This is a genomic window from Streptomyces sp. NPDC018031, from assembly GCF_044327625.1.
Classification (GTDB): Bacteria; Actinomycetota; Actinomycetes; order Streptomycetales; family Streptomycetaceae; genus Streptomyces.
Genome location: NZ_JBIRFT010000011.1, coordinates 44377 through 68812, shown reverse-complemented (window position 1 = coordinate 68812; position 24436 = coordinate 44377). Strand labels below are relative to the sequence as shown.

General features: G+C 74.6%; 20 protein-coding genes. 6 read left to right on the top strand and 14 right to left on the bottom strand.

The features are described 5' to 3' along the window. Positions 1 to 105 precede the first annotated feature (105 nt). Positions 106 to 567: an Lrp/AsnC family transcriptional regulator gene (locus ACH4B3_RS23085; RefSeq protein ID WP_398465508.1), complete on the top strand. Its 462-nt coding sequence runs from the start codon at positions 106 to 108 to the stop codon at positions 565 to 567. 33 nt (positions 568 to 600) lie between these two features. On the opposite strand, the gene ACH4B3_RS23080 is transcribed toward ACH4B3_RS23085, so the two are convergent. Beyond that, positions 601 to 1296, bottom strand: coding sequence for an acetoacetate decarboxylase family protein (locus ACH4B3_RS23080; protein WP_398465506.1), 696 nt, complete (start codon positions 1294 to 1296; stop codon positions 601 to 603). Between the two features lie 218 nt (positions 1297 to 1514). Beyond that, positions 1515 to 2711, bottom strand: coding sequence for an alpha/beta hydrolase family protein (locus ACH4B3_RS23075; protein ID WP_398465504.1), 1197 nt, complete (start codon positions 2709 to 2711; stop codon positions 1515 to 1517). A gap of 220 nt (positions 2712 to 2931) precedes the next feature. Between ACH4B3_RS23075 and ACH4B3_RS23070 the strand changes: the two genes are divergently transcribed. The 3 genes from ACH4B3_RS23070 to ACH4B3_RS23060 all read left to right on the top strand — a co-directional run bounded on the left by ACH4B3_RS23070 (position 2932) and on the right by ACH4B3_RS23060 (position 7975). Further along, on the top strand, positions 2932 to 3909 hold the full coding sequence (locus ACH4B3_RS23070) for a zinc-binding alcohol dehydrogenase family protein (protein WP_398465502.1): 978 nt from the start codon (positions 2932 to 2934) through the stop codon (positions 3907 to 3909). A 196-nt stretch (positions 3910 to 4105) separates the two neighbouring features. Beyond that, positions 4106 to 6010: a serine/threonine protein kinase gene (locus ACH4B3_RS23065; RefSeq protein WP_398465500.1), complete on the top strand. Its 1905-nt coding sequence runs from the start codon at positions 4106 to 4108 to the stop codon at positions 6008 to 6010. Between the two features lie 66 nt (positions 6011 to 6076). Next, entirely contained in the window at positions 6077 to 7975 is a 1899-nt protein-coding gene (locus ACH4B3_RS23060) for a serine/threonine protein kinase (protein WP_398465498.1), read from the top strand. 236 nt (positions 7976 to 8211) lie between these two features. On the opposite strand, the gene ACH4B3_RS23055 is transcribed toward ACH4B3_RS23060, so the two are convergent. From ACH4B3_RS23055 to ACH4B3_RS23045, 3 genes are all read right to left on the bottom strand, one after another. After that, positions 8212 to 10452, bottom strand: a complete 2241-nt coding sequence (locus ACH4B3_RS23055) for an ATP-binding cassette domain-containing protein (RefSeq protein WP_398465778.1) — start codon at positions 10450 to 10452, stop codon at positions 8212 to 8214. A 273-nt stretch (positions 10453 to 10725) separates the two neighbouring features. Next, complete coding sequence (locus ACH4B3_RS23050; RefSeq protein ID WP_398465496.1) at positions 10726 to 11181, bottom strand: group II truncated hemoglobin; 456 nt, start codon at positions 11179 to 11181, stop codon at positions 10726 to 10728. Beyond that, positions 11174 to 11518, bottom strand: a complete 345-nt coding sequence (locus ACH4B3_RS23045; RefSeq protein WP_398465494.1) for a putative quinol monooxygenase — start codon at positions 11516 to 11518, stop codon at positions 11174 to 11176. The genes ACH4B3_RS23050 and ACH4B3_RS23045 overlap by 8 nt, the downstream gene beginning before the upstream one ends. Before the next feature lie 308 nt (positions 11519 to 11826). Here ACH4B3_RS23045 and ACH4B3_RS23040 point away from each other — a divergent pair, with 308 nt between their 5' ends. Further along, positions 11827 to 12045 carry a hypothetical protein gene (locus ACH4B3_RS23040; RefSeq protein ID WP_398465493.1) on the top strand — a complete coding sequence of 73 codons (219 nt, stop codon included), beginning with the start codon at positions 11827 to 11829 and terminating at the stop codon, positions 12043 to 12045. A 67-nt stretch (positions 12046 to 12112) separates the two neighbouring features. Beyond that, on the top strand, positions 12113 to 13114 hold the full coding sequence (locus ACH4B3_RS23035) for a RimK family alpha-L-glutamate ligase (RefSeq protein WP_398465491.1): 1002 nt from the start codon (positions 12113 to 12115) through the stop codon (positions 13112 to 13114). Here ACH4B3_RS23035 and ACH4B3_RS23030 read toward each other — a convergent pair whose 3' ends face one another. From ACH4B3_RS23030 to ACH4B3_RS22990, 9 genes are all read right to left on the bottom strand, one after another. Further along, entirely contained in the window at positions 13115 to 13786 is a 672-nt protein-coding gene (locus ACH4B3_RS23030) for a lactate utilization protein C (RefSeq protein ID WP_398465489.1), read from the bottom strand. Beyond that, positions 13783 to 15258, bottom strand: a complete 1476-nt coding sequence (locus tag ACH4B3_RS23025) for a lactate utilization protein B (protein WP_398465487.1) — start codon at positions 15256 to 15258, stop codon at positions 13783 to 13785. The genes ACH4B3_RS23030 and ACH4B3_RS23025 overlap by 4 nt, the downstream gene beginning before the upstream one ends. Next, positions 15258 to 16019: a (Fe-S)-binding protein gene (locus ACH4B3_RS23020; RefSeq protein ID WP_398465486.1), complete on the bottom strand. Its 762-nt coding sequence runs from the start codon at positions 16017 to 16019 to the stop codon at positions 15258 to 15260. The genes ACH4B3_RS23025 and ACH4B3_RS23020 overlap by 1 nt, the downstream gene beginning before the upstream one ends. 228 nt (positions 16020 to 16247) lie before the next feature. Then, positions 16248 to 17231 (bottom strand): GNAT family N-acetyltransferase, encoded by a 984-nt coding sequence (locus ACH4B3_RS23015; RefSeq protein ID WP_398465484.1) that lies wholly within the window; start codon positions 17229 to 17231, stop codon positions 16248 to 16250. Positions 17232 to 17340: 109 nt separating this feature from the next. Beyond that, positions 17341 to 18792, bottom strand: a complete 1452-nt coding sequence (locus tag ACH4B3_RS23010) for an amino acid permease (protein ID WP_398465776.1) — start codon at positions 18790 to 18792, stop codon at positions 17341 to 17343. Between the two features lie 230 nt (positions 18793 to 19022). Next, the gene (locus ACH4B3_RS23005; protein ID WP_398465482.1) at positions 19023 to 19979 is read right to left on the bottom strand and encodes a hypothetical protein; all 957 of its coding nucleotides are present in this window, start codon (positions 19977 to 19979) and stop codon (positions 19023 to 19025) included. Positions 19980 to 20368: 389 nt separating this feature from the next. Next, on the bottom strand, positions 20369 to 21940 hold the full coding sequence (locus ACH4B3_RS23000; RefSeq protein ID WP_398465480.1) for an FAD-dependent monooxygenase: 1572 nt from the start codon (positions 21938 to 21940) through the stop codon (positions 20369 to 20371). 378 nt (positions 21941 to 22318) lie between these two features. Beyond that, a complete protein-coding gene (locus ACH4B3_RS22995) occupies positions 22319 to 22603 on the bottom strand; it encodes a hypothetical protein (protein ID WP_398465478.1) in 285 nt (94 codons plus the stop codon). After that, a complete protein-coding gene (locus ACH4B3_RS22990) occupies positions 22596 to 23753 on the bottom strand; it encodes an aKG-HExxH-type peptide beta-hydroxylase (protein ID WP_398465476.1) in 1158 nt (385 codons plus the stop codon). Before ACH4B3_RS22990 ends, ACH4B3_RS22995 begins: the two co-directional genes overlap by 8 nt. Between the last annotated feature and the right edge of the window lie 683 nt (positions 23754 to 24436).

Genomic DNA, 24436 nt, shown 5'->3' with positions numbered 1-24436 from the left:
CCTTCTCCGTTCTTCGTTCGGTCGACTCCGAGGAACGTAGGGCAGAGAACGGCTCATCAGCGCAGCAGACGAATTGAGTTCGGCAGGTGCGACAGAATGGCGGTCATGGACGAACTTGATTCGGCGATCGTGGAGCATCTGCAGCGCGATGCGCGGCAGACCAACCGGGAGCTGGCCCGCATCCTGGGCATCGCGCCTTCCACCTGCCTGGAGCGAGTGCGGGCGCTGCGGCAGCGCGGGGTGATCACGGGCTACCACGCCGCGGTCGATCTGCGGGCGCTCAACCGCGGCCTGCAGGCCCTGCTCTCGGTCCAGGTGCGCCCGCTCAGCCGGGAGGTGATCGAGGGCTTCAAGAGCTATGTCACCGAGCTGCCCGAGGTCCTGTCGGTGTTCGTGGTGGCGGGCAGCGACGACTTCCTGGTGCACGTGGCCGTGCAGGACGTGGACCAGCTGCACGCCTTCCTCATGGACCGGTTCAGCAAGCGGCGGGAGATCGTCAACTTCCGCAGCTCGGTGATCTACCAGCACGTCAGCAGTCCGGTGGCCCGCCCGCTTCCCCCGGCCTGAGGCGGCACACCGGAGCCGGCCGGGCGCCGGGGGCTACTCGCCCCCGTCGGGCGGGGTCCGCTCCCGCCCGACGGTGAACCGGAAGTCCCGTACCGCGCCGGCGAGCAGCGGACGGCGGCGGCCGAGGAAGGCGAGCGGGCCGGCCGGGTCGGCGAGCAGCCGGGCGCGCCCCATCGAGACGGCCCCGGTCAACCGCAGCGGGACCTCGCGCGGCGTCCCGTCCGGCCGCCGCTGGACGAGCAGGGAACGCACCGGCCACCGGCCGGGCAGGCGCACCAGGTCCTGGTACCGGCCCTCGGCCGCGCCGGGCCCGCCGGCGAGCAGGCGGGTGCGCACCGCGGCGCGCCGCGAGCGCCTCCGGCCGGCCGGCGCCGGGGCGCCGAAGGCGAAGGTGCCGAGCCGTTTGGGGATGCCCCACAGCGCCCGCCCGCCGGCCATCGACCGCTCGTCGTCGACCCACGCCGCCACCGCGGTGACGGCGGCGCGGCGGCGGTGCCGGACCGGCAAGGCCACCAGCAGCTCCCGGTAGGCGAGGTCACCGCCCTCCCGGTAGTCGACCCAGAAGGTGACCACCGCGCACCGGCCGCCCACCACCAGCGGCCGGACCCCGGCGGGCAGCCGCCGGCGCGGCAGTTCCCTGACGGGTACGGCCCACACCGCGGCGTACATGTCGCCGCGCAGCCGCCAGGGCTCGGCGGGAAACCGAACGGGACGGGCGGGTTCGGACACGGCACCTCCGATGGGCTCGGGAGGACTCGCGGCGCGCGCGGCGGGGCACCGGCGGTTGCCCTGCCAGGATACGGACCGGAACCGCACATCCCCGGATCCCGCCCCGCCGGGCGGGATCCGGGGTGCCGGGCAGGGCGCGGCGCGGCGGGCGCCGTCAGGCGGGGGTGACGGGCACCGGCCCGGCCGGCCCGTCCGGCCGGGGCCGGTGCCCGCGCCGGTCAGGGCCGGTGGAACCGCAGCTCCGGGTAGTCCGGCAGCGGGCCCTCCAGCAGGGGTTGCGGCAGCTGCCGCAGGTGTCGGTCGAAGTAGGCGGCGACGAGGTCGCGGGTGAGGTCGACCATCCGCGGACCGGGGGCCTGCGCCGCCGGCCGGCCGGCGGCCGCCCGGGGGAAGTACGGGGCGAGCACGGGCTGGTCGGAGAAGCTGTAGTGGTCGGCCCCGGCCACGGTGATCCACCGCTTCCAGCCGTCGAGCCGCTGCCAGGTGGCGTCCCAGGTGGTGTCCCGGCCTCCGGGGCGGTGGATCGCGTCGTCGGCGCCCAGCAGCATGAACGGGCGGCCGCCGAGCCCGCCGGCCGGCACCTGGGCGTGGACGGCGCCGTCCATGTCGAGGCCCGCCCGGATGCGGCCGTCCCTCGCCATCGCCGGGACCGCGCTCGCGCCCCCGAGCGAGTGCCCGGCCATCCCGATCCGCTCCTTGTCGATGAGGTGGGCGTGCCGCCAGCGCGGGTGGTCGCCGGTCAGCTGGTCCAGCACGAACGAGACGTCCTCGCCCCGGCCCTCGGCGGCCGCTCGCATGTCGTCGTCGCTCTGCGCCTTCTCGCAGGCGACGCAGGTGAGCACGCGGCCGCCGGGGAAGGACGTGCCGAAGGACTCGTAGGCGTGGTCCACCGCGGCGACGAGGTAGCCGCGTGCGGCGAGTTCCTCGGCGAGGCTGGTGAGGGAGTAGCGTCCGGCGGCGAAGCCCGGGGACAGCACGATCAGCGGGCGGGTCCCGGCGACCGGCCGGGCCCCGGCGCGGCTGTGGGTGACGGTGCCGCTCAGCGTCCCGGCCGCGGTGTCGTCCGTCGCCCCCCACCCCTTCAGGAGCAGCCGCATCTCGTCGGCGGTGGCGTACCGCGCGGGCTTCCCGGTGTTCCGGTGCGCCGGGTAGTACATCGTCACCATCAGTTCGCGGGCGCCGGCTTCGGGGACCCAGGGGTCGGGACGGGAGTGGTCGACCAGATGCAGCGTGGAGCGGCCGACCGCGAACGGGCCCGTGGTGGGCGGCAGTCGCGGCCGCTCGTCCGGGGCGGTGGCCGGGCCGGCGGCGGACGGAGCCGGCGCGGGCGCCGCCGCGTTGGCGGCCGTGGTGGCCGGAAGGGAGAGGGCGCACACGGACATCAGGACCGCGGCGCCGCGGGAGAGTCTGCTCATGGCCCGACGCTAGGCCGCGCCGCCCTCCGGGCACATCACACTGCGGTCTGGCCCCGGTCCTGGCGGGTACCTCCGCGTGCCTACGCCCCAAGGTGGACACGGACCGGTCGACCGGTGGTGACCTGCGGCTGCTCCGGGCCACTTGCCGAGTGTTCGATCACGATCTTACACTCGCAGTGTTCGCATTTCATTGAACACTTGTCGAAGGGTGGCTGCTGCCATGCGTGCGGTCGAGTTCCAGGAGTACGGCGGTCCCGAGGTGCTGCGCGTCGCGCGGCACGCCACCCCCGAGCCGGGGCCGGGCCAGGTCACCGTCGACGTGGCGTACGCGGGCGTGAACTTCGCGGACCTCAAGTCCCGGGCCGAGGGCTACCGGGTGGACACCCTGCCCTACGTCCCGGGCCTGGAGGTGTCGGGGCGGATCCGCGCCGTCGGCCCCGGCGTCGCGGGGCTGACGCCAGGTCAGGAGGTGGCCGCGTTCACCAGCCGCGGCGGCTACGCGGAGGTGGTGGTCGCCGAGGCCGCCACCGTCTTCCCGCTGCCGGCCGGCACCGACCCGCGGACCGCCGCGGCGCTCCCCACCGTGCTGCCCACCGCCCACGCCCTGCTGCACGAAGTGGGACGGCTGCGCGCCGGGGAGAGCGTGCTGGTACACGGCGCGGCGGGCGGTGTCGGCACGGTGGCCGGGCAGCTGGCCCGGGCGGCCGGCGCCGGTGCGGTGTTCGGTGTCGTCTCCTCCGAGGACAAGGCGCGGTACGCCCTCGCCCACGGCTACCACGAGGTGTTCGTCGGCGACTCGTTCCCCGGCGCGGTCCGGCGTGCCACCGGCGGCCGGGGCGTCGACCTGGTGCTCGACCCGGTGGGCGGCGACACCCTCCGCCGCGGGCTGGAAACGCTGGCCCCCTTCGGCCGTCTGGTCTCCTACGGCAACGCCGGCGGCGCCGGACCGTGGCGGGTGAGTCAGGCCGACCTGGCCACGTCCGCCGGTTCGGTGGCGGGCTTCTCCATCCTCACCCTCGCGCAGACGGCGCCCGAGGTGCTGCGGTCGCTCGCCGAGCGGGCGTTCCGCACCGTCACCGACGGGCTGGTGGAGCTGCCGGTCACCGCCGAGTTCCCGCTGTCGGAGGCCGCCGCCGCGCACACCCTGATGGGCGGGCGCACCTCGACCGGCAAGTTGCTGCTGCGGGTCGCCGGTTGAGCCGGCGCTCCGTCCCGGGCCCGGCCGGAGCCACCGCGGCGCGGCGCCCCGCCGGTCCCCCGGTCCCCCGGTCCGGTGGGCCGGCGGGCGCCGCCGCGGCAGCGGCGCGCGGCCCGCGGACCCCGTGCGAACGCTGGTGGAAGTGCCCGCCCCGGTGCCAGGATGAGAAGCACCGGCGGGGGACGAGGGGGACGTTGTGGTGGGCGGGCTCGGCGGGTGTCACGACCCCTGGGACGCGGAGCCGATCGCCTTCGGCCCGTACCGGGTGATCAGGCGGCTCGGCGCCGGGGGGATGGGCGAGGTGTACCTGGCGCGCTCGCCGGGTGGCCGCCTCGTGGCCGTGAAGACCCTGGCGGTGGACGGACCGGCCGGCGGCGAGGGCCGCCGCCGCTTCGCCCGTGAGGTGGCGCTGGCCCGGCGGATCGGTGCGGCGCACACCGCGGTCGTGATCGACGCCGCGCCGGACGCCGATGTGCCGTGGATGGCCACCCGGTACATCCCCGCCCCCTCGCTGGGCGAACTCGTGCGCTTCTGCGGCCCGTTGCCCGCGGACGCGGTGCGCTGGGTCGCGGCGGGAGCGGCGGAGGCGCTCGCCGCCCTGCATACCGCGGGCATCGTGCACCGGGATCTCAAACCGTCCAACATCCTGCTGCCGACCGACGGCCCACGACTGATCGACTTCGGCATCTCGCACGCGGCCGACATCACCCGCACCACCGTCACCCTGGGCACCGTCGCCTTCGCCGCGCCGGAACAGGCCAGGGGCGAACGCAGCTCCCCCGCCGCGGACGTGTACGCGCTGGGCGCCACGCTCTTCCACCTGGCGGTAGGCCGCCCGCCGTACGCCGAGGGGGACCCGTTCCAGCTGCTCGCCCGGGTCTCCCGGGCGGAACTCGACACCACGGGGCTGCCCGCGGAGCTGACCGGGGTGGTCCTGCCGTGCCTGCGGCCGGACCCCCGGGAGCGGCCCGCGGCCGGGCAGCTGGTGGAGGCGGTGCGCGCGGACCTCGCCGCCCGGCCCCGGGCCGCCGACGCCGGCGACTGGCTGCCGGAGAGCTGGCTGCGCCACATCCGCGGGTACCGGGCGCCGGCCGAGGACGCGACGGACGAGGCCGGTCCGCCGCCGGCGCCCGCGCCGGGGGCGGAAGACGTCACCGCCCGGGTCCCGGCTCCCGCGCCGACCCTGCGGTACGGGTCCCTCGGCCCCGGCCAGGGGCACGGCGTACCCGGTGGCCCCGCCCGGGCAGCGGACCGGACCCCGGAACCGGGGCGCGATCCTGATCCGGACCGGGCCCCGGACGCGGGGCGCGATCCTGATCCTGATCCGGACCGGGAGCCGCGGAGCGGGCCGGGCACCGCGGGCGGCACACCGCCCCGCCGGGTGCGCGCCGCCGCGCTGGCCGCGCTGGGCATGGTCGTCATCGCGGTCCTGGCGCTGGCGTTCACCTCCGGGCTGTGGAACTCCCCGGAGGGCGAGGGCGGCGCCCTGGCGGCGGAATCACCCACCAGCACCTCACCGGCCCCGGACACCACTTCCCCGAGTCCCACCCCCGAGGCCGGGCACGCCGCGGCGGCCGCCTTCATGGACTCGGTGTCGGAGGGCGACTGCCTGAACCTGCGCTACACGGACACCGAGTTCACGCCGGACGGACTGCCGGAGCGGGAGCCCTGCGATTCACCTCGGGCGGCCACCCGGATCACCCGGATCGTCCGGCTGGACCCGCGGACGATGCGGCCCGACCGGAAGTGCCCCGGTGGGGCGGACGCCGCCCGCTGGAGCCCGTACCGGCTCGACCGCGACTTCGACGACCGCGCCCTGTGCGTCAACCGGGTCTTCCGGGTCGGCGACTGCTTCCCGGTGCGCGACTGGGTCGGGGGACGGCGCGACGAGGGCCTGGGGGTCTCGGTGGGGCGCACCCGCACCGGCCACACCTTCGCCAAGTGGGACTGCGACTGGACGGTGTCGAACAACTACGAGCACGTGGCCCGGGTGACCGCGGTGCACCGGGCGGCCGCCGGGCGCGGCGTCTGCGGGGGCCAGGACGCGTGGCTGGTGGACCGGAACACCACCCTGGTCTGCACGAGGGTGATCAGTTCATGATGTCGACGGCCCTGCGGGGGCCCGTGCGGTGCACGGCCTCCACAGGGCCGGTGAGGGGGAACGCGCGTGCCGCGTGACGAACCGGGACAGGTCGGCGGCTTCCGGCCGGGGGACCGCATAGGCCCCTACGAGGTGCTGCGCCGGCTCGGGCGCGGGGGCATGGGCGAGGTGTATCTCGCCCGTTCGCGGGGCGGCCGCCCGGTGGCGGTGAAGACCCTGCTGTCCGACGGTCCGCTCGGGGTGCCGGAGCGGAAGCGCTTCGCCCGCGAGATCGCCCTGGCCCGGCGGGTGAACGGGGCCTTCACCGCCGATGTCATCGATGCCGACCCGGAGGCCGGGCTCCCCTGGATGGCCACGGAGTTCATCAGCGCGCCGTCCCTGGCCGAACTGGTCCGGGAGTGCGGCGTGCTGCCCCCGCCGGCCGTGCTCCGGGTGGGCGCGGGCATCGCGGAGGCGCTGGTCTCGCTGCACGCCACCGGCATCGTGCACCGGGACCTGAAGCCGTCCAACGTGCTGCTGCCCGGTGACGGGCCGCGGGTGATCGACTTCGGCATCTCGCACGCCATGGACGTGACCCGGACCGAAGTCACCCTGGGGACCGTCGCGTTCACTTCGCCCGAGCAGGCCCGGGGGGAGCCGTGCTCGCCCGCCTCGGACGTGTACGCGCTCGGCGCCACGCTCTTCCACCTGGCGGTGGGCCGTGCCCCGTACCCGCAGAGCGAGCCGCTGGAGCTGCTGATCCGGGTGGCGCGGGGCAGGCTGGAGCTGGCCGGCCTCCCCCGCGACCTCGACGCACCGGTGCGCGGCTGCCTGCGGTTCGACCCGGCCGACCGGATCGGCGCCGAGGAACTGCTGCACACGCTGGTCGGGCAGCTCGACGCCCGGCCCGGAACCACGGGGGCGGCGCCGTGGCTGCCCGGGACGTGGCGGCAGCTGATCACCCGGTACGCCGAGCGCGGTGCCGCGCTCGGCGGGCATCGCGAACACGGCGAACACAGCGAACACGACGGGCACGGCGGACCCGGCGGACACGACGGCCGGCCGCACTCCCCGGACGGGCCCGGTGCCCCGGCCCGGCCGCAGGCAGCCGCCGGGAGCACGGCCCCGGAGACACTCCGCGCCGAGACTCTTCCGGCCGGGCCGGCCGCCGGTGCGGGCGGCACCGCGGCGGGCACCGGATCGCGGCCCCCGGCCGGGTACACCGACCAGGCGGTGTACACCCTGGCCCCGGATCCGCACCCCGCGCCGGACCACCGGTCGGCCGGGCGCGGCTCGCGGGCCCGCCTGGCGGTGTTCGGGGCGACGGTCGTCGTGCTCGTCGCGCTGCTGGTCGTCCTGCTCGACCGGGTCCCCGAGGACCGGAACCAGGCCGAGGACCCCAGGACGCCGAGCCCGGTCCCCAGCCGCACCGTCAGCCGCACGCCGGTGCCGGTGGCGCCCGCCGAGGAGGTCGTCACCACCCGGCCCGCCGACCGGTTCGTCGACGTCCGGAAGGGGGACTGCGTGAATCTGGCGGGCACCGACGACCCGAACCTCGCGCTCTGGCAGCCGTGGACCAAGGAGGAGCTGCACGCGGTGCCCTGCACCGCGCGGAACGCCTACATGCGGGTGACGGACGTGCGCTGGGGCCGGGAGAAGTGCACCCGGGAGGGCGGGTCCGGGGAGTTCGCCGCCCTCCACGCCGACGTGAACGGGGAGGAGATCGCGGTCTGCCTGCGCCGGCAGTTCCGGGTCGGCCAGTGCTTCCCGGCGCTGAAGGCGAGGAAGGACGAGGACTGGCGCACCCAGCTCCTCGCCGTGCAGCCGTGCCGCAAGAGCGAACTGTCGCCGCTCAACAACACCATGTTCAGGGTCACCGCGGTGCTGTCGGGGACCTCCCCCGGCACCGAGCGGCGCTGCCCGGGTGCGGGTTACGCGTGGACGCTGAAGGACCAGGACATCGTGGTGTGCGCCGCCGAGCTGTGACGGTACGGGCGCCGGGACCGCCCCGGCGCCGCCCGGCCCGCTCCCCTGCCGGCCCCTCCCCCGCGCCCGTGCGGCCCGCTCCCCCTCCCGGCCCGGGTGCCCGTGCGGCCCGGAACGGGACGCGCCGCCCCGGCCGCGCCCGGCCCGCCCCGGTGGGCCGGCGGGCGGGCGACCGGGGGACGGGACGCGGGGGCGGCCTCGGCCGCGGGGCCGGGGAGGAGCGGGCCGCGGTCGCGTCAGGCGCCGGCGCCCACGTACTCCCGCAGGTGCCGGGCGGTGAGGGTCCCGCCGTCCGCGACCAGTTCCGCGGGGGTGCCGGTGAAGACGATCCGGCCGCCGTCGTGCCCGGCGCCGGGGCCGAGGTCGACTATCCAGTCGGCGTGCGCCATCACGGCCTGGTGATGCTCGATGACGATCACCGTGTTGCCGTCGTCGACGAGCCGGTCGAGCAGGCCGAGCAGCTGGTCCACGTCCGCCATGTGCAGCCCGGTGGTGGGCTCGTCCAGGACGTAGACGGCGGCCTTCTCGGCCATGTGGATGGCGAGCTTCAGTCGCTGCCGCTCGCCTCCGGAGAGGGTGTTCAGCGGCTGGCCGAGCCTCAGGTAGCCCAGCCCCACGTCGGTGAGCCGGCCGAGGATGGCGTGCGCCTGGCCGGAGGGGAAGAAGGTGTGCGCCTCCGCCACCGGCATGGCCAGCACCTCGCTGATGTTCTTGCCGCGCAGCGTGTAGGTGAGCACCTCGGCGGTGAACCGCTTGCCCTCGCACTTCTCGCACACGGACGCCACCCCGGCCATCATCGCCAGGTCGGTGTAGACCAGGCCGAGGCCGTTGCAGTTCGGGCAGGCCCCTTCGGAGTTGGCGCTGAACAGGGCCGGCTTGACGCCGTTGGCCTTGGCGAAGGCGGTGCGTATCGGGTTCAGCAGCCCGGTGTACGTGGCGGGGTTGGAGCGGCGGGAGCCGCGGATCGGCGACTGGTCGGCCACCACCACCCCTTCGCGGTCCGCGACGTACCCGTGGATGAGCGAGCTCTTGCCGGAGCCGGCCACCCCGGTGACGACGGTGAGCACGCCGAGCGGGATGTCCACGGCGACGTCGCGCAGGTTGTGCCGGGTCGCACCGGTCACGGACAGCTGCCCCACCGGGGTGCGGACCGCGTCCCGCAGCCGCGCCCGGTGCTCCAGGTGCCGTCCGGTCAGGGTTCCCGAGGCGCGCAGTCCGGCCACGTCACCGGAGTAGCAGATCCGTCCGCCGTCGGTGCCGGCCCCCGGGCCGAGGTCGACGACGTGGTCGGCGATCGCGATGACCTCGGGCTTGTGCTCGACGACGAGCACCGTGTTGCCCTTGTCCCGCAACCGCAGCAGCAGGTCGTTCATCCGCTGGATGTCGTGCGGGTGCAGGCCGACGGTGGGCTCGTCGAAGACATAGGTGACGTCGGTGAGGCTGGAGCCGAGGTGCCGCACCATCTTCACCCGCTGGGCCTCGCCGCCGGAGAGCGAGGACGAGGTGCGGTCCAGGCTCAGGTAGCCGAGGCCGATCTCGACCAGGGAGTCCAGCAGATGGCGGAGGTTGGCGAGCAGCGGCGCCACCGACGGATCGTCCAGGGTGCGGGTGAACTCGGCCAGGTCACTGATCTGCATGGCCGAGCACTGGGCGATGTTGACGCCGTCGATGGTGGAGGAGAGCGCCGCGGCGCTCAGCCGGGTCCCGCCGCAGTCGGGGCAGTCGGCGAAGACCACCGCGCGGTCGACGAAGGCCCGGATGTGGGGCTGCATCGACTCCGGGTCCTTGGCGAGGAACAGCCGCTGGACCTTGGTGACGAGCCCTTCGTAGGTGGTGTTGAGCTTCCCGCTCTTCACCTTGGTGGCGGGCTTGTGGAGGAAGTCCTCCCACTCCTGCTCGGTGAAGTCCTTCAGCTTCTTGTCCGGGTCGTAGAAACCCGAGTCCGCCATCACCTGCCAGTACCAGGAGTCCACGGCGAAGTTGGGGACGGTGATCGCCCCTTCGCGGAGGGAGAGTTCGCGGTCCACCAGCTGGTCCGTGTCGATCTTCGACACCTGTCCGAGTCCCTCGCAGCGGGGGCACATGCCCTCGGCGCTGTTGAAGGAGAAGGCGCTGGAGGTGCCGATGTGCGGGGTGCCCAGCCGGCTGAAGACGATCCGCAGCATGGTGTACGCGTCGGTCGCGGTGCCCACGGTGGAGCGGGAGTTGGCCCCCATCCGCTCCTGGTCGACCACGATCGCGGCGCTCAGGTTGTGCAGGGCGTCCACGTCCGGCCGGCCCAGGCTCGGCATGAACGACTGGATGAACGCCGTGTACGTCTCGTTGATCAGCCGCTGGGACTCCGCCGCGATGGTCCCGAACACCAGCGAGGACTTACCGGATCCGGACACCCCGGTGAAGACGGTGAGCCGGCGCTTGGGCAGGTCCAGCGACACGTCGGCCAGGTTGTTCTCCCGGGCACCGCGGACCTGGATCACGGTGTGCCGGTCGGCGGCGGACGGCCGGTGCCCGGCCCGGTCCGCGGGTTCCCGCGCGTCGTCGGCGGCGGTGGACGTGCTGTTCATGTGCTTCTCCCCCTGCGGAGTGCATTCTGCATACAGCGTACTCAGTTACGTCCGCAGGATAGCCGGTCACACTGACATTCCCGCCCGGCCGGGCGTCCGGCCGGGCGGCGGACCGGAGGCGGCCACGGCCCCGGGTGCCCCGCGTACGAGATGCGCGGGGCACCCGGGGCCGCGGGGGCTCCCGGCTCAGACGAGCCCGTCCCACCCCCAGCGCGGGGTGGGTCCGGGTTCACCGAGATCGGTACCGGCCGGGTCCGCCGAGACGTCGCGGGCGATCCTGGTGCCCCAGTCGAAGTACTCGACCACGCGCCGCCGCAGCCGGTCGTCGTCCGGCAGCTCCTGCTCCACGGCCGCCGTCATCAGCTCCATCCAGCGCAGCCGCTGCTCCTCCGTGATGGCGAGACCGAGGTGGGAACGGAGCAGGGCCTGATGGCCGCCGAGTTCGGCGGTGTAGCGGGGGTCGCCGCCGAAGACCTCGCCCAGCCAGACCGCGACGTGCTCGATGTGGGTGCGGCTGAAGTCGGCGAAGACCGGGGCCAGCAGCGGGTCGGCCAGGACGCTCTCGTAGAAGGTGTTGCTCAGCCGGCGCAGTGCCTCGATCCCGCCGACGGCGTCCACGAAGGTCTCGCCGGGCTCAGTCATGGTGCGCCTCTCCCCCGCGGTCCGCCCCGGACCGGACGGCCGTCCGGCGGTAGTGCTTCATCTCCTCGATGTCCCCGACGTAGGGACGGACGGCGGCCAGGAACGGCGGGAACTGCGGTCCCTTGCGGAAGCCCTGCTCGTGGTCCTCCACCGAGGTCCACTCGATCCGCAGGATGTAGCGGTCCGGCTCCTCCACCCCGTGCGTGAGTTCATACCCCAGGCACTGCGGGGCGAGCTCCAGTTGTTCGGCGGCCACGGCGTAGGCGCGTTCGAACTCGCCCCGGCGGGCCTCCTCCGCGATGCGATAACGGACGTACTCAACGATCACAGCTGTCACCAGTTCTCTCGTGCGTGGAGCTCAGTATCGGTGCCGTACGGCCGTGCTGCGCCCGCGAGTTGGACCGGTGCCCATCAGATGGACACCCGCCGCCCGCCCGGGCGCGCCGCCCGCCCGCCGGCCGGACCCGGGCCGCCAGGCGGCGGAGAGCGGCGCCCCGGAGCCGGTACCCGGTGGCGGCCTCGCCGTCCTCGTCCCTGCGGGTGACGCGCCTAGCCCAGGGGGCCGAAGCCCCGCTTGCGGGGCGCGCCCGGGGGTTATCCCTGTTGCCGTCGTTCGAAGCGTCATCGCAGCGAGAGGGAGAACCCATGCGTATGAGATCAGCCCTGGCCCTGGCCACGGTGACCGCCGCCGTCCTGCTCGGCGCCGCGGGCACGTCCGCGGCCGACACCCCCACCGGGTCCGGCGGGCGCACCCAGTCCGTCCAGCGCACCGGCGACGGTAACGGGAGCCTCCTCGACGGCATCGGGCTGCGGAACCTGCTGGACCGGACCGGCCTCAACCTGGGCGGGCTCAGCGGCCGCTGACGGGCTGCCACGACGGGCCGCGCCGCCGGGAGCCGGCCGGCGGCGTACACGAGGAGGTGAGCGGGCTGTGGCGGTCAAGCCGGCGGTCGGGGTGTTCATGCCGCCGAGTCCCGACGGGACGCAGCCCGCTCGCCCGGCGGCCTCGCTCGACCTGGGCAAGATCCCACCGGACGCGCACGCGACGCTGCGCCGGCGCCTGGACGGGCTGGCGGACGAGGCGGACGTCGTCCACGACCTGGACCTGCGCCGCTCCTTCATCCTGGACGGCCGGGTCCGCTGCGGCGACCGCTGCGCCAGCGACCTGGACGTCTACGTCTGGTACGCCGAGATGGAACGGGCCCTGGGCGGATACCACCTGGAGGTGCTGAAGACCCTCGGCACGGAGGTGCTCGTCGTCCCCGACCCGTGGCGGTTCGAGCAGGGGCTGGACAAGTTCTGGGCCCACCAGACGCTCGGCCGGGCGGGCGTGCGGGTGCCGGAGACGGTGCTGGTGGACCACCGGAACCTCGATCTCGTCGAGGCGCTGCTCGACGCCTGGGGGCGGGCTGTGCTCAAGCCGCGCTGGGGGTCCTTCGGGCAGGGGGTGCTGCTGGTCGAGGACTTCGCCGGGGCGCGCGACGCGATCGGGTTCCTCGGCCGTACCTCGCCGTGCGCGGTGCGGCAGGCGTTCCTGCTGGAGCGCTTCTACCCCAACGACCCGGCCGACTGGGTGAGCGCCGTGCTGATCAACGGGGAGCTGATGTACGGCTACCGGAAGCGGGCGAGCGCCCGGGTGGCCCTGGGACCGCACGGGGCGTGGAAGGTGTTCGACGCCGACGGCGTCGGCGGCCACGTGGACCTCGCCGAGGTCTCCCCCGCCCACCTGGCGCAGGCCCGGCGGGCGCAGCGCGCCCTGGACGCGCCGGTCGTCGGCTTCGACATGATCCTCCACCAGGGGGTGCCGGTGGTGGTGGACGAGAACACCTTCCCCGGCCTGTACCCGCGGCTCTTCGCGGAGGCGGGCAAGGATCTCGGCGAGGAGCTGTTCCGGATGGTGCTCGGTGCCCTCCGGCGGTACCGGGGGGCCTGATCACGCCCCGCCGGGGCGGTCCGCCTCCTCGGCCAGCAGCACCTCCAGCAGACGGGGCCCGTGCACGCCCTCCACCCGCCGCAGCTCGATGTCGCTGGTCGCCGAGGGCCCCGAGATCCAGGTGAGCGGGCGGGCCGGGTCCAGTCGCCGCAGAGCCTGCGAGACCGAGGAGACCACCTGCTCCGGGACCCGCACCACGCAGATGTGGTGGTCCGGGACGAGGGTGATGCGGCGGCGCCCCTGGTCCGGCGCGGCGTCCAGCACGATGGTGCCGGTCTCCGCGACGGCGACCGCGCAGCCGGTGACCACGGTGTCGACGGTGTCGAGGTCGTGGTGGCCGAGCTCCGGGGAATCCGGTACCCGTGCCACGTCGGGGCCGGTCGCGGACAGCCATTCCGCCGGCAGTCCCAGGGGCACCACCAGGCGCCGGCTCCCGCGGGCGGTCAGCGAGGCCGCGATGCGCGCGGGGACCTCGGCCGTGGTGACGCGGTGCACCACCGCCCGGTAGTCAGCGAGGTTCTCCGCGAGGAGCCGGGCGGCCCGCTCCGGCGCGGGGTCGCCGTGGACCCGGTGGTAGTCCCGCGCGACGGGCACGTCCGCGGGGCGCTCGGCCGCGGGCACGTCGGCCAGCGCCCGGCGGATCCGGCCCAGGATCTGCTCCCGTGCGCTCATCGGCCCGTCCCCTCCCGCCGGTTCCGCCGCCACCAGTCCCGGAACGATTCGGCGGGGACGGCGGGCAGGTCGCGGGTGGCGGTCCAGGCGGCGCCCGGGCCCGGCAGGCGCCGGGGGTGCAGCCGGCGGGTGCGCGCGGCCATCCGCTGGCCGGAGCGGAGTACGGCGGGGTGGTCCAGCACCCAGCCCGCGGCCCGCATCGCGGCGCGCTCCGCGGCGTGTCCCGCGGCCGGCCTGATGGTGGTGCGGGTGCCGCGTACCGTCACCGGGCCGCCCTGCACGACGCGTTCGCGCAGATGGACCAGGACCTCCGGGATGTCGATCGCCACCGGGCAGACGTCGAAGCAGGCCCCGCAGAGCGAGGAGGCGAACGGCAGCGAGGCGTCCAGCGGGGTGCGGGTGCCGCGCAGCTGCGGGGTGAGGATGGCGCCGATGGGGCCGGGATAGGCCGACCCGTAGGCGTGGCCGCCGGCCCGCTCGTAGACCGGGCAGACGTTCAGGCAGGCCGAGCAGCGGATGCAGCGCAGGGCCTGGCGGCCGACGGTGTCGGCGAGGGTGTCGGTGCGGCCGTTGTCCACGAGCACCAGGTGGAAGTCGCGCGGTCCGTCGCCGTCCGTGGTACCGGTCCAGGTGGAGGTGTACGGGTTCATCCGCTCCGCGGTGGAGGAGCGGGGCAGCAGCTGGAGGAAGACCTCCAGGTCCTGCCAGGTGGGCACCACCTTCTCGATGCCCACCACCGAGATGAGGGTGTCGGGCAGGGTGAGGCACATCCGCCCGTTGCCCTCGGACTCCACCACGACCAGCGTTCCGGTCTCCGCGACCATGAAGTTGGCGCCGGAGACCGCCACCTTGGCGCGCAGGAACTTCTCCCGCAGGTGCCGGCGTGCCGCCTCGGCGAGCTCCGCCGGGTCGTCGCCGAGCCCGTCGGGTGCCGGGCGCCCCCAGGCTCCCATCCGTGCCGCGAAGATGTCGCGGATCTCGGCCCGGTTGCGGTGGATGGCCGGGACCAGGATGTGGCTGGGCAGGTCGTCACCGAGCTGCACGATGAGTTCCGCGAGGTCGGTCTCGTAGGCGGCGATACCGGCCTGCTCCAGCGCCGTGTTGAGGCCGATCTCCTGGGTGGCCATCGACTTGACCTTGATGACCTCGTGCTCGCCGGTGGCGCGCACCAGGTCGATGACGATCCGCTGCGCTTCGGCGGCGTCCACGGCCCAGTGCACCCGGCCCCCGGCGGCGGTCACCCGCTCCTCCAGCTGCTCCAGGTAGCCGTCGAGGTGCCGCAGCGTGCGTTCCTTGATCGCCGCGCCGGCCGCTCGCAGCCGGTCCCAGTCGTCGAGTTCCGCCACGGCGCGGTCGCGTTTGGCGCGGATGGTCCGCGTGGCGTGGCTGAGGTTCCGGCGCAGGGTGGCCTGCCGGGTGGCCGCCTCCGCGGCCCGCGGGAAGGCGGGCATGCCCAGGTAGGTGCCGCTCATCACAGGTCTCCGTACGGGTCGTCCTCGGTCGCCGCGAGGATCTCGGCGAGGTGGACCGGGCGGGCGGCGGCCCGCTGCCGGCCGAGGGTGCCGCCGATGTGCATCAGGCAGGAGTTGTCGACCGCGCAGACCACGCTCGCGCCGGTCGCCGCGATGTGACGGGCCTTGTCGTCCCCCATGGCGGAGGAGACGGCGGCGTTCTTGACCGCGAAGGTGCCGCCGAACCCGCAGCACTCCTCGGCTCCGGGCAGCGGTACCAGGTCCAGGCCGCGGACCTCGGCCAGGAGCCGCCGCGGCCGGTCCCCGAGCCCGAGCATGCGCAGGCCGTGGCAGGTGGGGTGGTAGGTGACGGTGTGCGGGAAGTACGCCCCGACGTCGGTCACCCCCAGCACGTCCACCAGGAACTCGGTCAGCTCGTGGGTGCGGGGGACGACCTCGGCGGCCAGGTCCGCGAGCCGTCGGCCGCGCCCCTCGGCCTGTGCCTTCCGGCCGATCCTGGGGTAGTTGTCGCGCACCATGGCGGCGCACGAGCCGGACGGGGTGACGATGTGGTCGTAGCCGGCGAAGGCGCGGCCGTAACGGCTCATCAGGGGTTCCGCCAGGTGCCGGTACCCGGTGTTGAACTGGGGCTGCCCGCAGCACGTCTGCGCGACGGGGAAGTCGACCTCCACGCCGAGGCGGCGCAGCAGCGTCACGACGGCGCGGCCGGTGCGCGGGTAGAGCGTGTCGTTCACACAGGTGACGAACAGTGCTACGCGCACCGGATCCTCCCGGGAGGGACGTGCCGGCTTCGGCGGCCGGGCCGGCTGCGGGCGCGCGCCCGGACGGCCCGCGCCGGGCCCACGGGACCGCGTGGGGTCGGACCACTTTACGGTACGTCAGCCGCCGGCCGGCGGGGCCGGCGGGACGCGGGCGCGCGGGCCCGCGCCGCCGTCCGCGGGCCCGGCGAACCGGGGCGGCCGACCGCCCCGGCAGCCGCGGCGCGCCGGCTACCCCAGCTCCAGGCTGGTCACGCCGTACGTCCGTCCGGCGGCCGGGATCCCGGGGGCGGCGCCGGCGTACATCCGCACCGTGTGCGAGTCGGGTGTCAGGCCGCGGGCCTCGACGAGCGCCAGCGCGGCGCTCTCGGGTTCGGGAACGTCCACGCAGACCTCCTCGTCGGGACCGAGGCCGGCGGTGAGCCCGTCGAAGAGCGCCTCGGCGTCGGCGGCGGAGTCGGCGAAGACCGGACCGACACGCCACCCGGTGCGGGCGGGCCGGATCGCCCCGTAGCCGGTGACGCGCCCGTCGCGCACGCAGACCCGGGCCACCCGGCCGGCGGCCGTCAGCCAGCGGGCGACGAAGGCCCGCCGCTCGGCGGGGAAGCACCCCTGGTCATAGGCGGCGATCGCGTCGAGGTGGGCCGGGGTCACCGGCACCGCCGGCGTCGCCCGGCCGGCCGTGACCCGGCCGGGCCGCCCCACGCAGCGGACGGTCCGGTACGCGGGGACGAACCCGGAGCGCCAGTAGGTGGCTTCCTGCTCGGGGACCGCGTCCAGCCCGATGGTCCTGGTCCCCGCGTGCGGGACGGCCGCCTGCCAGGTGGCCAGTCCCAGCCCGCGGCGGCGGTGGTCGGGGTGGACCAGGTAGTACCCCAGGAAGGCGTACTCCGCCGAGTAGGTGACGACCGAGACCGCCGAGACGGGCCGGCCGCCCAGCCGGCCGAGGAAGAACCCGGCCGGGTCGGTGGGGTGGAAGCAGTCCACGTCCCCGCGGCCGGGGTTCCATCCCTCCTCGGCGGCCCACTCGGCCACCAGGTGCCACTCCTCCCGCGTCGCGGGGGCGACGGTGAGCCCGGCCGCCCCGGGCGCGCCGGCCTCGGGGGAGGTGCCCGCCGCGGGGACGCCGGCCGCGGTGCGGGGCGGCTCGGTCGTGGCCAGGATCGGCGGAGTCTCCCCGGTGGAGAGCTTCGAGGCGTCGTCGAAGGCGTTCATACCTTCTCGGTGTCCTTTCCGGTGGGAGGGATCGGTCCGGCCGCCGCGGGCGGCCGGCCGGTGGGTGGAGACGGGCTGTGGAGGGCCGGGCGGGGTGCGGTGGTGGTCGTCAGATCAGGTCCATGGCGGCGACCTCGTCGGGCCGACCGTAGCTGACCGGGCCCCGGAACCGGCGGCGCGCCGAGGCGAACCACCACACGGTGGCGACCAGCAGGACGATGGTCAGCGCGATGGGCGCGTAGTTGAAGGAGGTCGGCGTGATCGGTGAGACCTGCGGGAGCATGAAGAGCACGCTGCTGAGGGCGATCCAGGTCACCGCGATCGCGGCGACCGGCTTCCCGTAGCGGCCCAGGTTCCACGGGCCGGGCCGGAAGTCGTCCAGCCGCAGCCGCAGGAAGATGGGCACCCCGTAGGAGAGGAAGAGCCCGACCACGTTGATGCTCACCACCGCGGTGAAGACGGTGTGCGACCACCAGCCGGGCACCACCAGCGCCAGCGAGCAGGCGGCGGCCAGCCAGACGGCCTTCACCGGGGTGCGGGTGCGCGGGGAGACCGAGTGCCACCAGCGGGAGCCGGGCATCGCCCCGTCGCGGGAGAACGCGAAGATCTGCCGGGTGTTGCTGGTCATGTTGGCCAGTCCGCAGAAGAGCATGGCGCCGATGACGATGAGCAGCAGCAGCTTGGCCGTCCCCGTGCCGAGCGCGTCGATGAGCACCTGGACCGGCGGCGCCGCGGCACCCGCCTCCTTCGCGTAGTCCCGGATGGCGTACACCAGGGCGAGCATGAGGATGAGCCCGGCGACCGCCGAACAGGCGATGGCCCGCATGATGCCCCGGGGAGCGTTGACCGTCGCGCGCACCGTCTCCTCGGACATGTGGAAGCTGCCGTCGAATCCGGTGAACGTCCAGCTGGTGACGAGCAGACCGAGCAGGGCGGCGTACAAGGCGTTGGAAAAGCCGGTGTTGTTGGCGAAATGGGTCACGAAGGACGCCGGCTGGTGGTGTTCCGGCTTGACCGTCAGCACCGCGACGATCACCACCATGCCGATCAGCAGCCACCACACCGAGATCCGGTTCACCACCGCGACCAGGTGCACGGTGTAGGTGTTGGCGAGCGCCTGCACCAGCAGGATGACGCCGGTGATGAGGACCGTGCGCTGCTCCGTCACCTGGTAGGAGGGCCACTGGAGGGCGAGGAACGCCTGGATGAAGGTGGCGGCGGCGTATCCGGTGGCCGCCGTGCCGCCCACCTGGCCGGCGAAGTTGAGCCAGCCGGTGTACCAGGACCAGGCCCCGCGGTGGCGCTTGGCCAGCTTGCCGGCCGAGAAGTACAGCGCACCGCTGGTCGGATAGGCGGAGGCGATCTCGGCCATCGCCGCGCCCACGAACAGCACCATGACCGAAACGCCGATCCAGCCGAAGACGAGAATCCTCGGCCCGCCGGCGTTCATACCGAATCCGAACGAGGAGAAAATACCGGAGATAATATTGATGATCGTGAAGGAGATCGCGAAATTGTCGAACGCACGGAAACGGCGGGTGAGTTTCCGCGGATAGCCCATGGCATGCAGCGTCGCATCGTCGTCCAAAGCCACGGACGCCGGATCACGGCGATGTCTGACAGGCGTGGCGAGTTCGGAATCGCGCACGATCACACCTTTCTCAGGGGCTCGTTTCACAGGGGCGGTGCGGCGGAGGGCCGGGCCGGCACCGGCCGCCGGTCACGCCGGCGGCCGACCGGTGGACGCGGCGCCGGACCGCGACGCGCCGCTCCGTCGCCGGTCCCGGTGGGTCAGGAGCCGCCGGGCACCGGCAGACCGCACAGCCGCCTGGCCCGGGACAGCTGCTCCCGCGGGTCGCCGAACGTGCTCCAGGGCATGCGGGAGGCGTACGGGCCCATCGCGGTGAGCACCGAGCGCGCCTCGTCCCCGTACTCCGCCATGAACAGCGCGTGTGCCAGGTAGGCCAGGTCCAGCACCGGGGTGAACCGGTACTCGTCCACCCGGGGGAACCAGTGGTGGTAGATGCTCAGGGCGGTGGTTCTCCACTGGGGCTGCTCCCAGGTGCGGTCCGCCAGCAGCGAGGAGGGGTCGTGGTACTCGACCAGCGCCACCAGGGGCAGCAGCCGGAGTGCCGAGGTGGCCGGGGCCCGGTTGCCGAGGAAGGCGGCGACGTCCCATGACGCGTTCGCCGAGCCGCCGTGCCGGGTGAAGAAGAAGGAGAGGAAGCGGTGGTACGCCTCCCGGTTCAGCGGGTCCAGCCGCAGGATGTGGGCGAACAGCAGCCAGGGGCCCGGGGGCGCGGTGAGCAGTCCCTGCGGTGCGGGGTCGAGGGGCCGCAGGATGCGGGCCAGGGCCAGCCGGGCCACCCAGGGGGTGGGGTCCCGCGGCATCAGGTCCGCCGCCCGCTCGCAGGCCGACAGCGCCATCCGCGCCAGGGGCCTGGCCCGCGGGTCCGCAGCGTCCGCCGCGCGTAACGCCCGGAGCACCGCCACACGCGCCCACAGCAGTGCCGACTCCGCGCCGGGTTCCTCCGCCGACCACTGTTCCGCCAGGTCCGATTCCGCCGCCTCCGAGGCCAGGACCAGCGACCGGTGGGCCCGCAGGCCGAAATCACCGCGGGCTTCCTCGAGGACCTCCTGCGCACTCCAGTAGCGCCCCGCCCGCACATCCACACAGGCACGCGCGAGCCCGCGGTCGTCGGCCGCGGGATGCCACACGTACTGGCCCTCGAACGAGTGAGTGGTCATACTCTCCTGCCGGTCGTGTCAACGGCACACGCAGACATCTGGCCATGTCCGCGCGTGCGGCGAGAAGTCTTCCCCGGTTCCCCCCTCGGAGGCATGCCACACCCTACTCATCATCAAGTCGGACCGAAACCAGTCACCGTGGCGAAGTCATTCGAGCGTATTTACCGCGGATGACTTCACAGGCGGATTCGATCGCCTTCACGCTTCCCGCCCGGACGCCGGACTCCGAATACCGTATTGTCATATGCCGCGGGTGGTGTTGGACGCAAGAGCGCTTTTCGCGCCACGGAATCACCGATCGCGCCCGGTCCGGGCCGCGCCCACGGCCCCGGCGCGCCGGACGCCCGGCGCGCCGACGACCCCCCGGTCAGCGGGCGAGGACCACCCGTTCAGCGGGCGAGGACGGCCCGCAGCATCCGCTCGAAGTCCCGTTCCGCGGCGGCTGATCCGGCTTCGGCGCGCCAGGCCACGTAGCCGTCGGGGCGCACCAGCAGGGCGCCCCGGGCACCGATGCCATGGGGGGCGGCCAGCTCCGCGTCCAGGTGGTAGACCTCCACCGGTACCGACAGCAGCCGCGCGGTACGCAGGGCGGCGTCGGCCCACCCGTCGCCGTCCGGGCCGACCAGCACCACCAGGTCCGTCCCGTACAGGTCGAGCGTGGAGACCGCCGCGTCCGCGTCCCTCGACACGAACAGATGGGGCGCACGGGTGCCGGGGGCGCCGCCGGCCGGCACCGGGGCCGTCGGCGGGTCGCCGGCCCGCGCCCCGTGGACCGCCGGGGACCGGTAGCGGGTGCCGTACATCAGGGTGTCGCTGGGCAGGATCGCCTCGTCGGTGCCGGGACCGGGCAGCCGCCAGCGGGTCCGGCCGCGGGCGTACGCCTGGCGCATGTTGCGCTCGGCCACCGGACGCCGTTCGCTCTCGTAGGTCGACAGCAGTCCGGGACCGGCACCGCCGGACAGCACCAGGGCGAGCTTCCACGCCAGGTTGTGCGCGTCCTCGATGCCGGTGAGCCCGCCCAGGGTGCCCGTCGGCGGCATCAGATGGGCGGCGTCCCCGGCGAGGAACACCCGGCCGGCGGTGTAGCGTTCGGCGACCCGCGCCCCGACGGGAAAGGTGAAGACCCGTTCGGCACCGGGGATCTGCTCCAGCAGCTCCACCTCGAGACCGGGCAGCCCGGTCGCCTCCCTGACCCAACGGGCCGGGTCCGGCGGGGCGCTCCCGGGCGGGACGGAGGTGGCGAAGAACCAGTGCCTGCCGGTCGAGTCCAGCGGTCCCAGGGTGGTTCCCGGTGCCGGGCGGTCGAGGTAGGCCATCCCGACGGGCCGCCCGCGCAGCGCGGGGGCCAGGTCGGCACGCAGGTGCATGGTGGCCATGCGGAAGAGCGTGCCGGGGCCGTCCGTGCCGATGCCCAGACGGCGTCGGATCCCGCTGGACGCCCCGTCCGCGGCGATCACGTAGCGGGCCCGGACCGCCTCCTCGGCTCCGTCGGGCCCGCGCAGCCGCGCGGTGACGCCGTCCGGGTCCTGGTCCAGCGAGGTCAGTTCGGTCCCGAAGCTCAGTTCGGTGCCGGCGGCGCGGACGCGCTCGGCGAGCACCGTCTCCAGCTCGTGCTGGCCGATGGGCACGAAGTCGCACGGCGACGGCGGGTCGGCCACCGGGCCGGTGTCGACCCCGGGTTCGCCGAGCAGTTCGTGCGCGTCGGCGAGGGTGCGCGCGTGCACGGAGACCAGTCGCCCGGCCGGACCGCCGGGCGGACACACGGCGGTGATCGCGCCCTCCACCCCGGCCTGCCGGTACAGCTCCACGGCCCGGGGCATCAGCCCGCGCAGCCGGGGGTGGGCGAGCACGTCCGGGCGGCGCTCGACGACGCGCGCGGGCACGCCGTGCATGCCGAGGAACAAGGCCGCCGACAGTCCGGTGAGCGAGCCGCCGACCACCAGCACGGGGACCTGTCGCATGGTTGCCTTCCCTGGCAGGGGTGTGCCGGCCCGTCGCGCGGCGGACCGGCACACCGATCGCTCAGTGCTTCTGCATGTACCACGGGGGCCACAGACGCTGGTCCCGGGAGGGGGCGGCCACCTTCGGCGGGGTGACGTTCTCCGCCTTGGCAAGCCTCTTCTTCAGCTGCTCGGTCATCGGATTCACCTCCTTCTGCGGGGCAGATCCACCCTCCGGCCGGCCGGCCGGAGGAAACCTGGAGGGGGACGGGCGCGCGCCGGGACTCATGGGGGCACGCGGCCGCGCCGGGGCGCGCCGCCGCCCGGAGCGGCGGGGTGCCGGGAATCGGGCCGGGCGGTGCCGGCCGGGGACAGCGCGCGCCGTGGCACGCGCGGTGGTCAGCCCGCGGTCGTGGTGAGGATGCCGCGCTCGACCAGGTCGGCGAGGCAGCCGCGCGCCTGCTCCAGCGCCTCCTGCCGCGGCACCTGCCCGGCGACCGCGTCGGCGTACTCGGCCGCGATCTGCTCCGCACCGGCGTCGTCGCTCAGCTCGTACAGGTACCAGCCGGCCAGGTTCAGCCAGTGCACCTTGGGCTGCCGCGGGGTGAACACGATCAGGGCGCCGGCCGCCTCGACGGGCCGGGTCCGCAGCTCGGGGGTCTTGGAGTACCGGATCTCAGACACCTGCGGGCTCCTTCACCGCGTCGACCGTGTCCAGCAGCCAGGACACGAACTCCCTGCCGTGGGCGGTGAGTTCGTCCCCGCCGCGGGCGAGGATCTCCGAACCGAGGTAGTGGGCCCGCTCGGTGCCGAAGCGGTACAGCGACGGCGGGTCGTCGGCCTCCGGGTCCCCGAAGCGCTCCCTGAGTTCGGGGGTGAGGCGGGTACGCAGGGCCGCCCGGAACAGCACGAGGTGGGCGTAGACGTGGAAGGCGCCCAGCGCGCGGTCCAGCGCCCACTCGTTGGGCGCCACCATGGAGGCCCACTTCAGCCACGGCACCTTGACCTTGGGCCCGTCCGCCAGCCGTTCGGGCGCGGTGAAGATGCTCGCCGAGCGCTGGATGTCGAAGAGCTTCAGGTGCAGGCCCTCGTGGAGGGCGGTCTCGGCGAGCCGCCAGGGGCGGGAGATCCGGTTCGGGGAGAAGAACACCACCGCGGGGATGCGGCCGACGTTGCCCGCGAGGAAGGTCTCGCCCTCGGTGCGGACGTCCACCACGCCCACCCCGACGTAGTGGGCTCCGACGCTCTCCCCCAGTTCCGGCAGGAGCGCGCACAGCGCGGCGAAGCCGTCGTCGAGCCGGCGGGCGTGCTCGGCCGTGGGCTCCAGGAGGTCGCCGGGGACACCCCGCAGGAAGTCGCGTTCGAAGGTGCCGAGGAAGGTGCGGTCCAGGGCGTCGGTGCTGCCCCGGCCCGTCCCGCACAGCCAGGCGTCCCGGCCGGGGGCCACCCGCACCCCGCGGCCGCCCGAGATGCCGGCACCGGTGGGCGCGGCGGTGGCCCCGTGGGTCTCCAGCGCGTCGGTGACCAGTCTGAGCATGGTCACGACCTCGGCCCACGCGGACTCGTCGAGGAACCCCTGTTCCAGCCGGGAGACCGCTTCGTCGAGCGTCACCCGGACCAGTGGGTCCTCGGTGACGGCCAGCGGGATCTGCCCGTCGCCGTCGCGGATGCCCGCGGCGAGCGCGGCCACGGTCGCCGACCGCTCGCTGAGCAGGTCGACCGCGAACCGGTAGAACTCGGATGCCTTCAGGGTGATCGTCGCGGCATCGCTGAACTCGGGGTGTGAAGCAAGCGCACGTTCAACAGGGACGAGGTCATCGTCGAGGACGGACACGGAACCTCCTCGGTGAAAGGCTCGGCCGACGAACACTGATCAAACCCGTGGTGTCCGTGACCCGTCAAGAGGGGTGCGTGGGGCACGTGTGCCGGAGAAGCAGAAATGTTTCTCCAGTGGTCACGCCAGGGGCTCCTGATCACGTGAGGGGTGCCGTCCCGCCGCGGGCTGCCGGTTCACGAGCGGAAGCGCGGGGTACTCGCGCGGGAGCCGGACAGCGGGAAGCCGCACGGGCCGTACCGCGGACGGCCGGCGCGCGAGCCGGACCCCGCGGCCGGAAGCGCCCGGGAACACGCCGGCGCCGGCCCGGGCCATCCGCCCGGCCGGCACGCCGGCGGGCCTGCCCCGGCGAGCGGGCCCCGGCTCACCGGACCGCAGTCGCTTCCGGGCCCGCCGACCCGCGCCCGGAAAGCGACGGGGCGTCAGACGGCACCGGAGCACGCCCGCCCCCGGGCGACCGCGGCACCACCGGGCCCCTGCCCCCGGCCCGGCGGTCCGCACATCGGCCCCCGCCGCGGGAGAAGCGCCTACACCGGCATCTCCCGCGGCGTTCGGGCAATTCTTCCGGAATACCGGGGCGGGGGGGGGGGCGGGGGGCCGGCCCCCCCCCCCGGGGGGGGGGGGGGGGGGGCGCCCCCCCGCCCCCCCCCCCCCCCCCCCCCCCCCCCCCCGCCCCCCCCCCG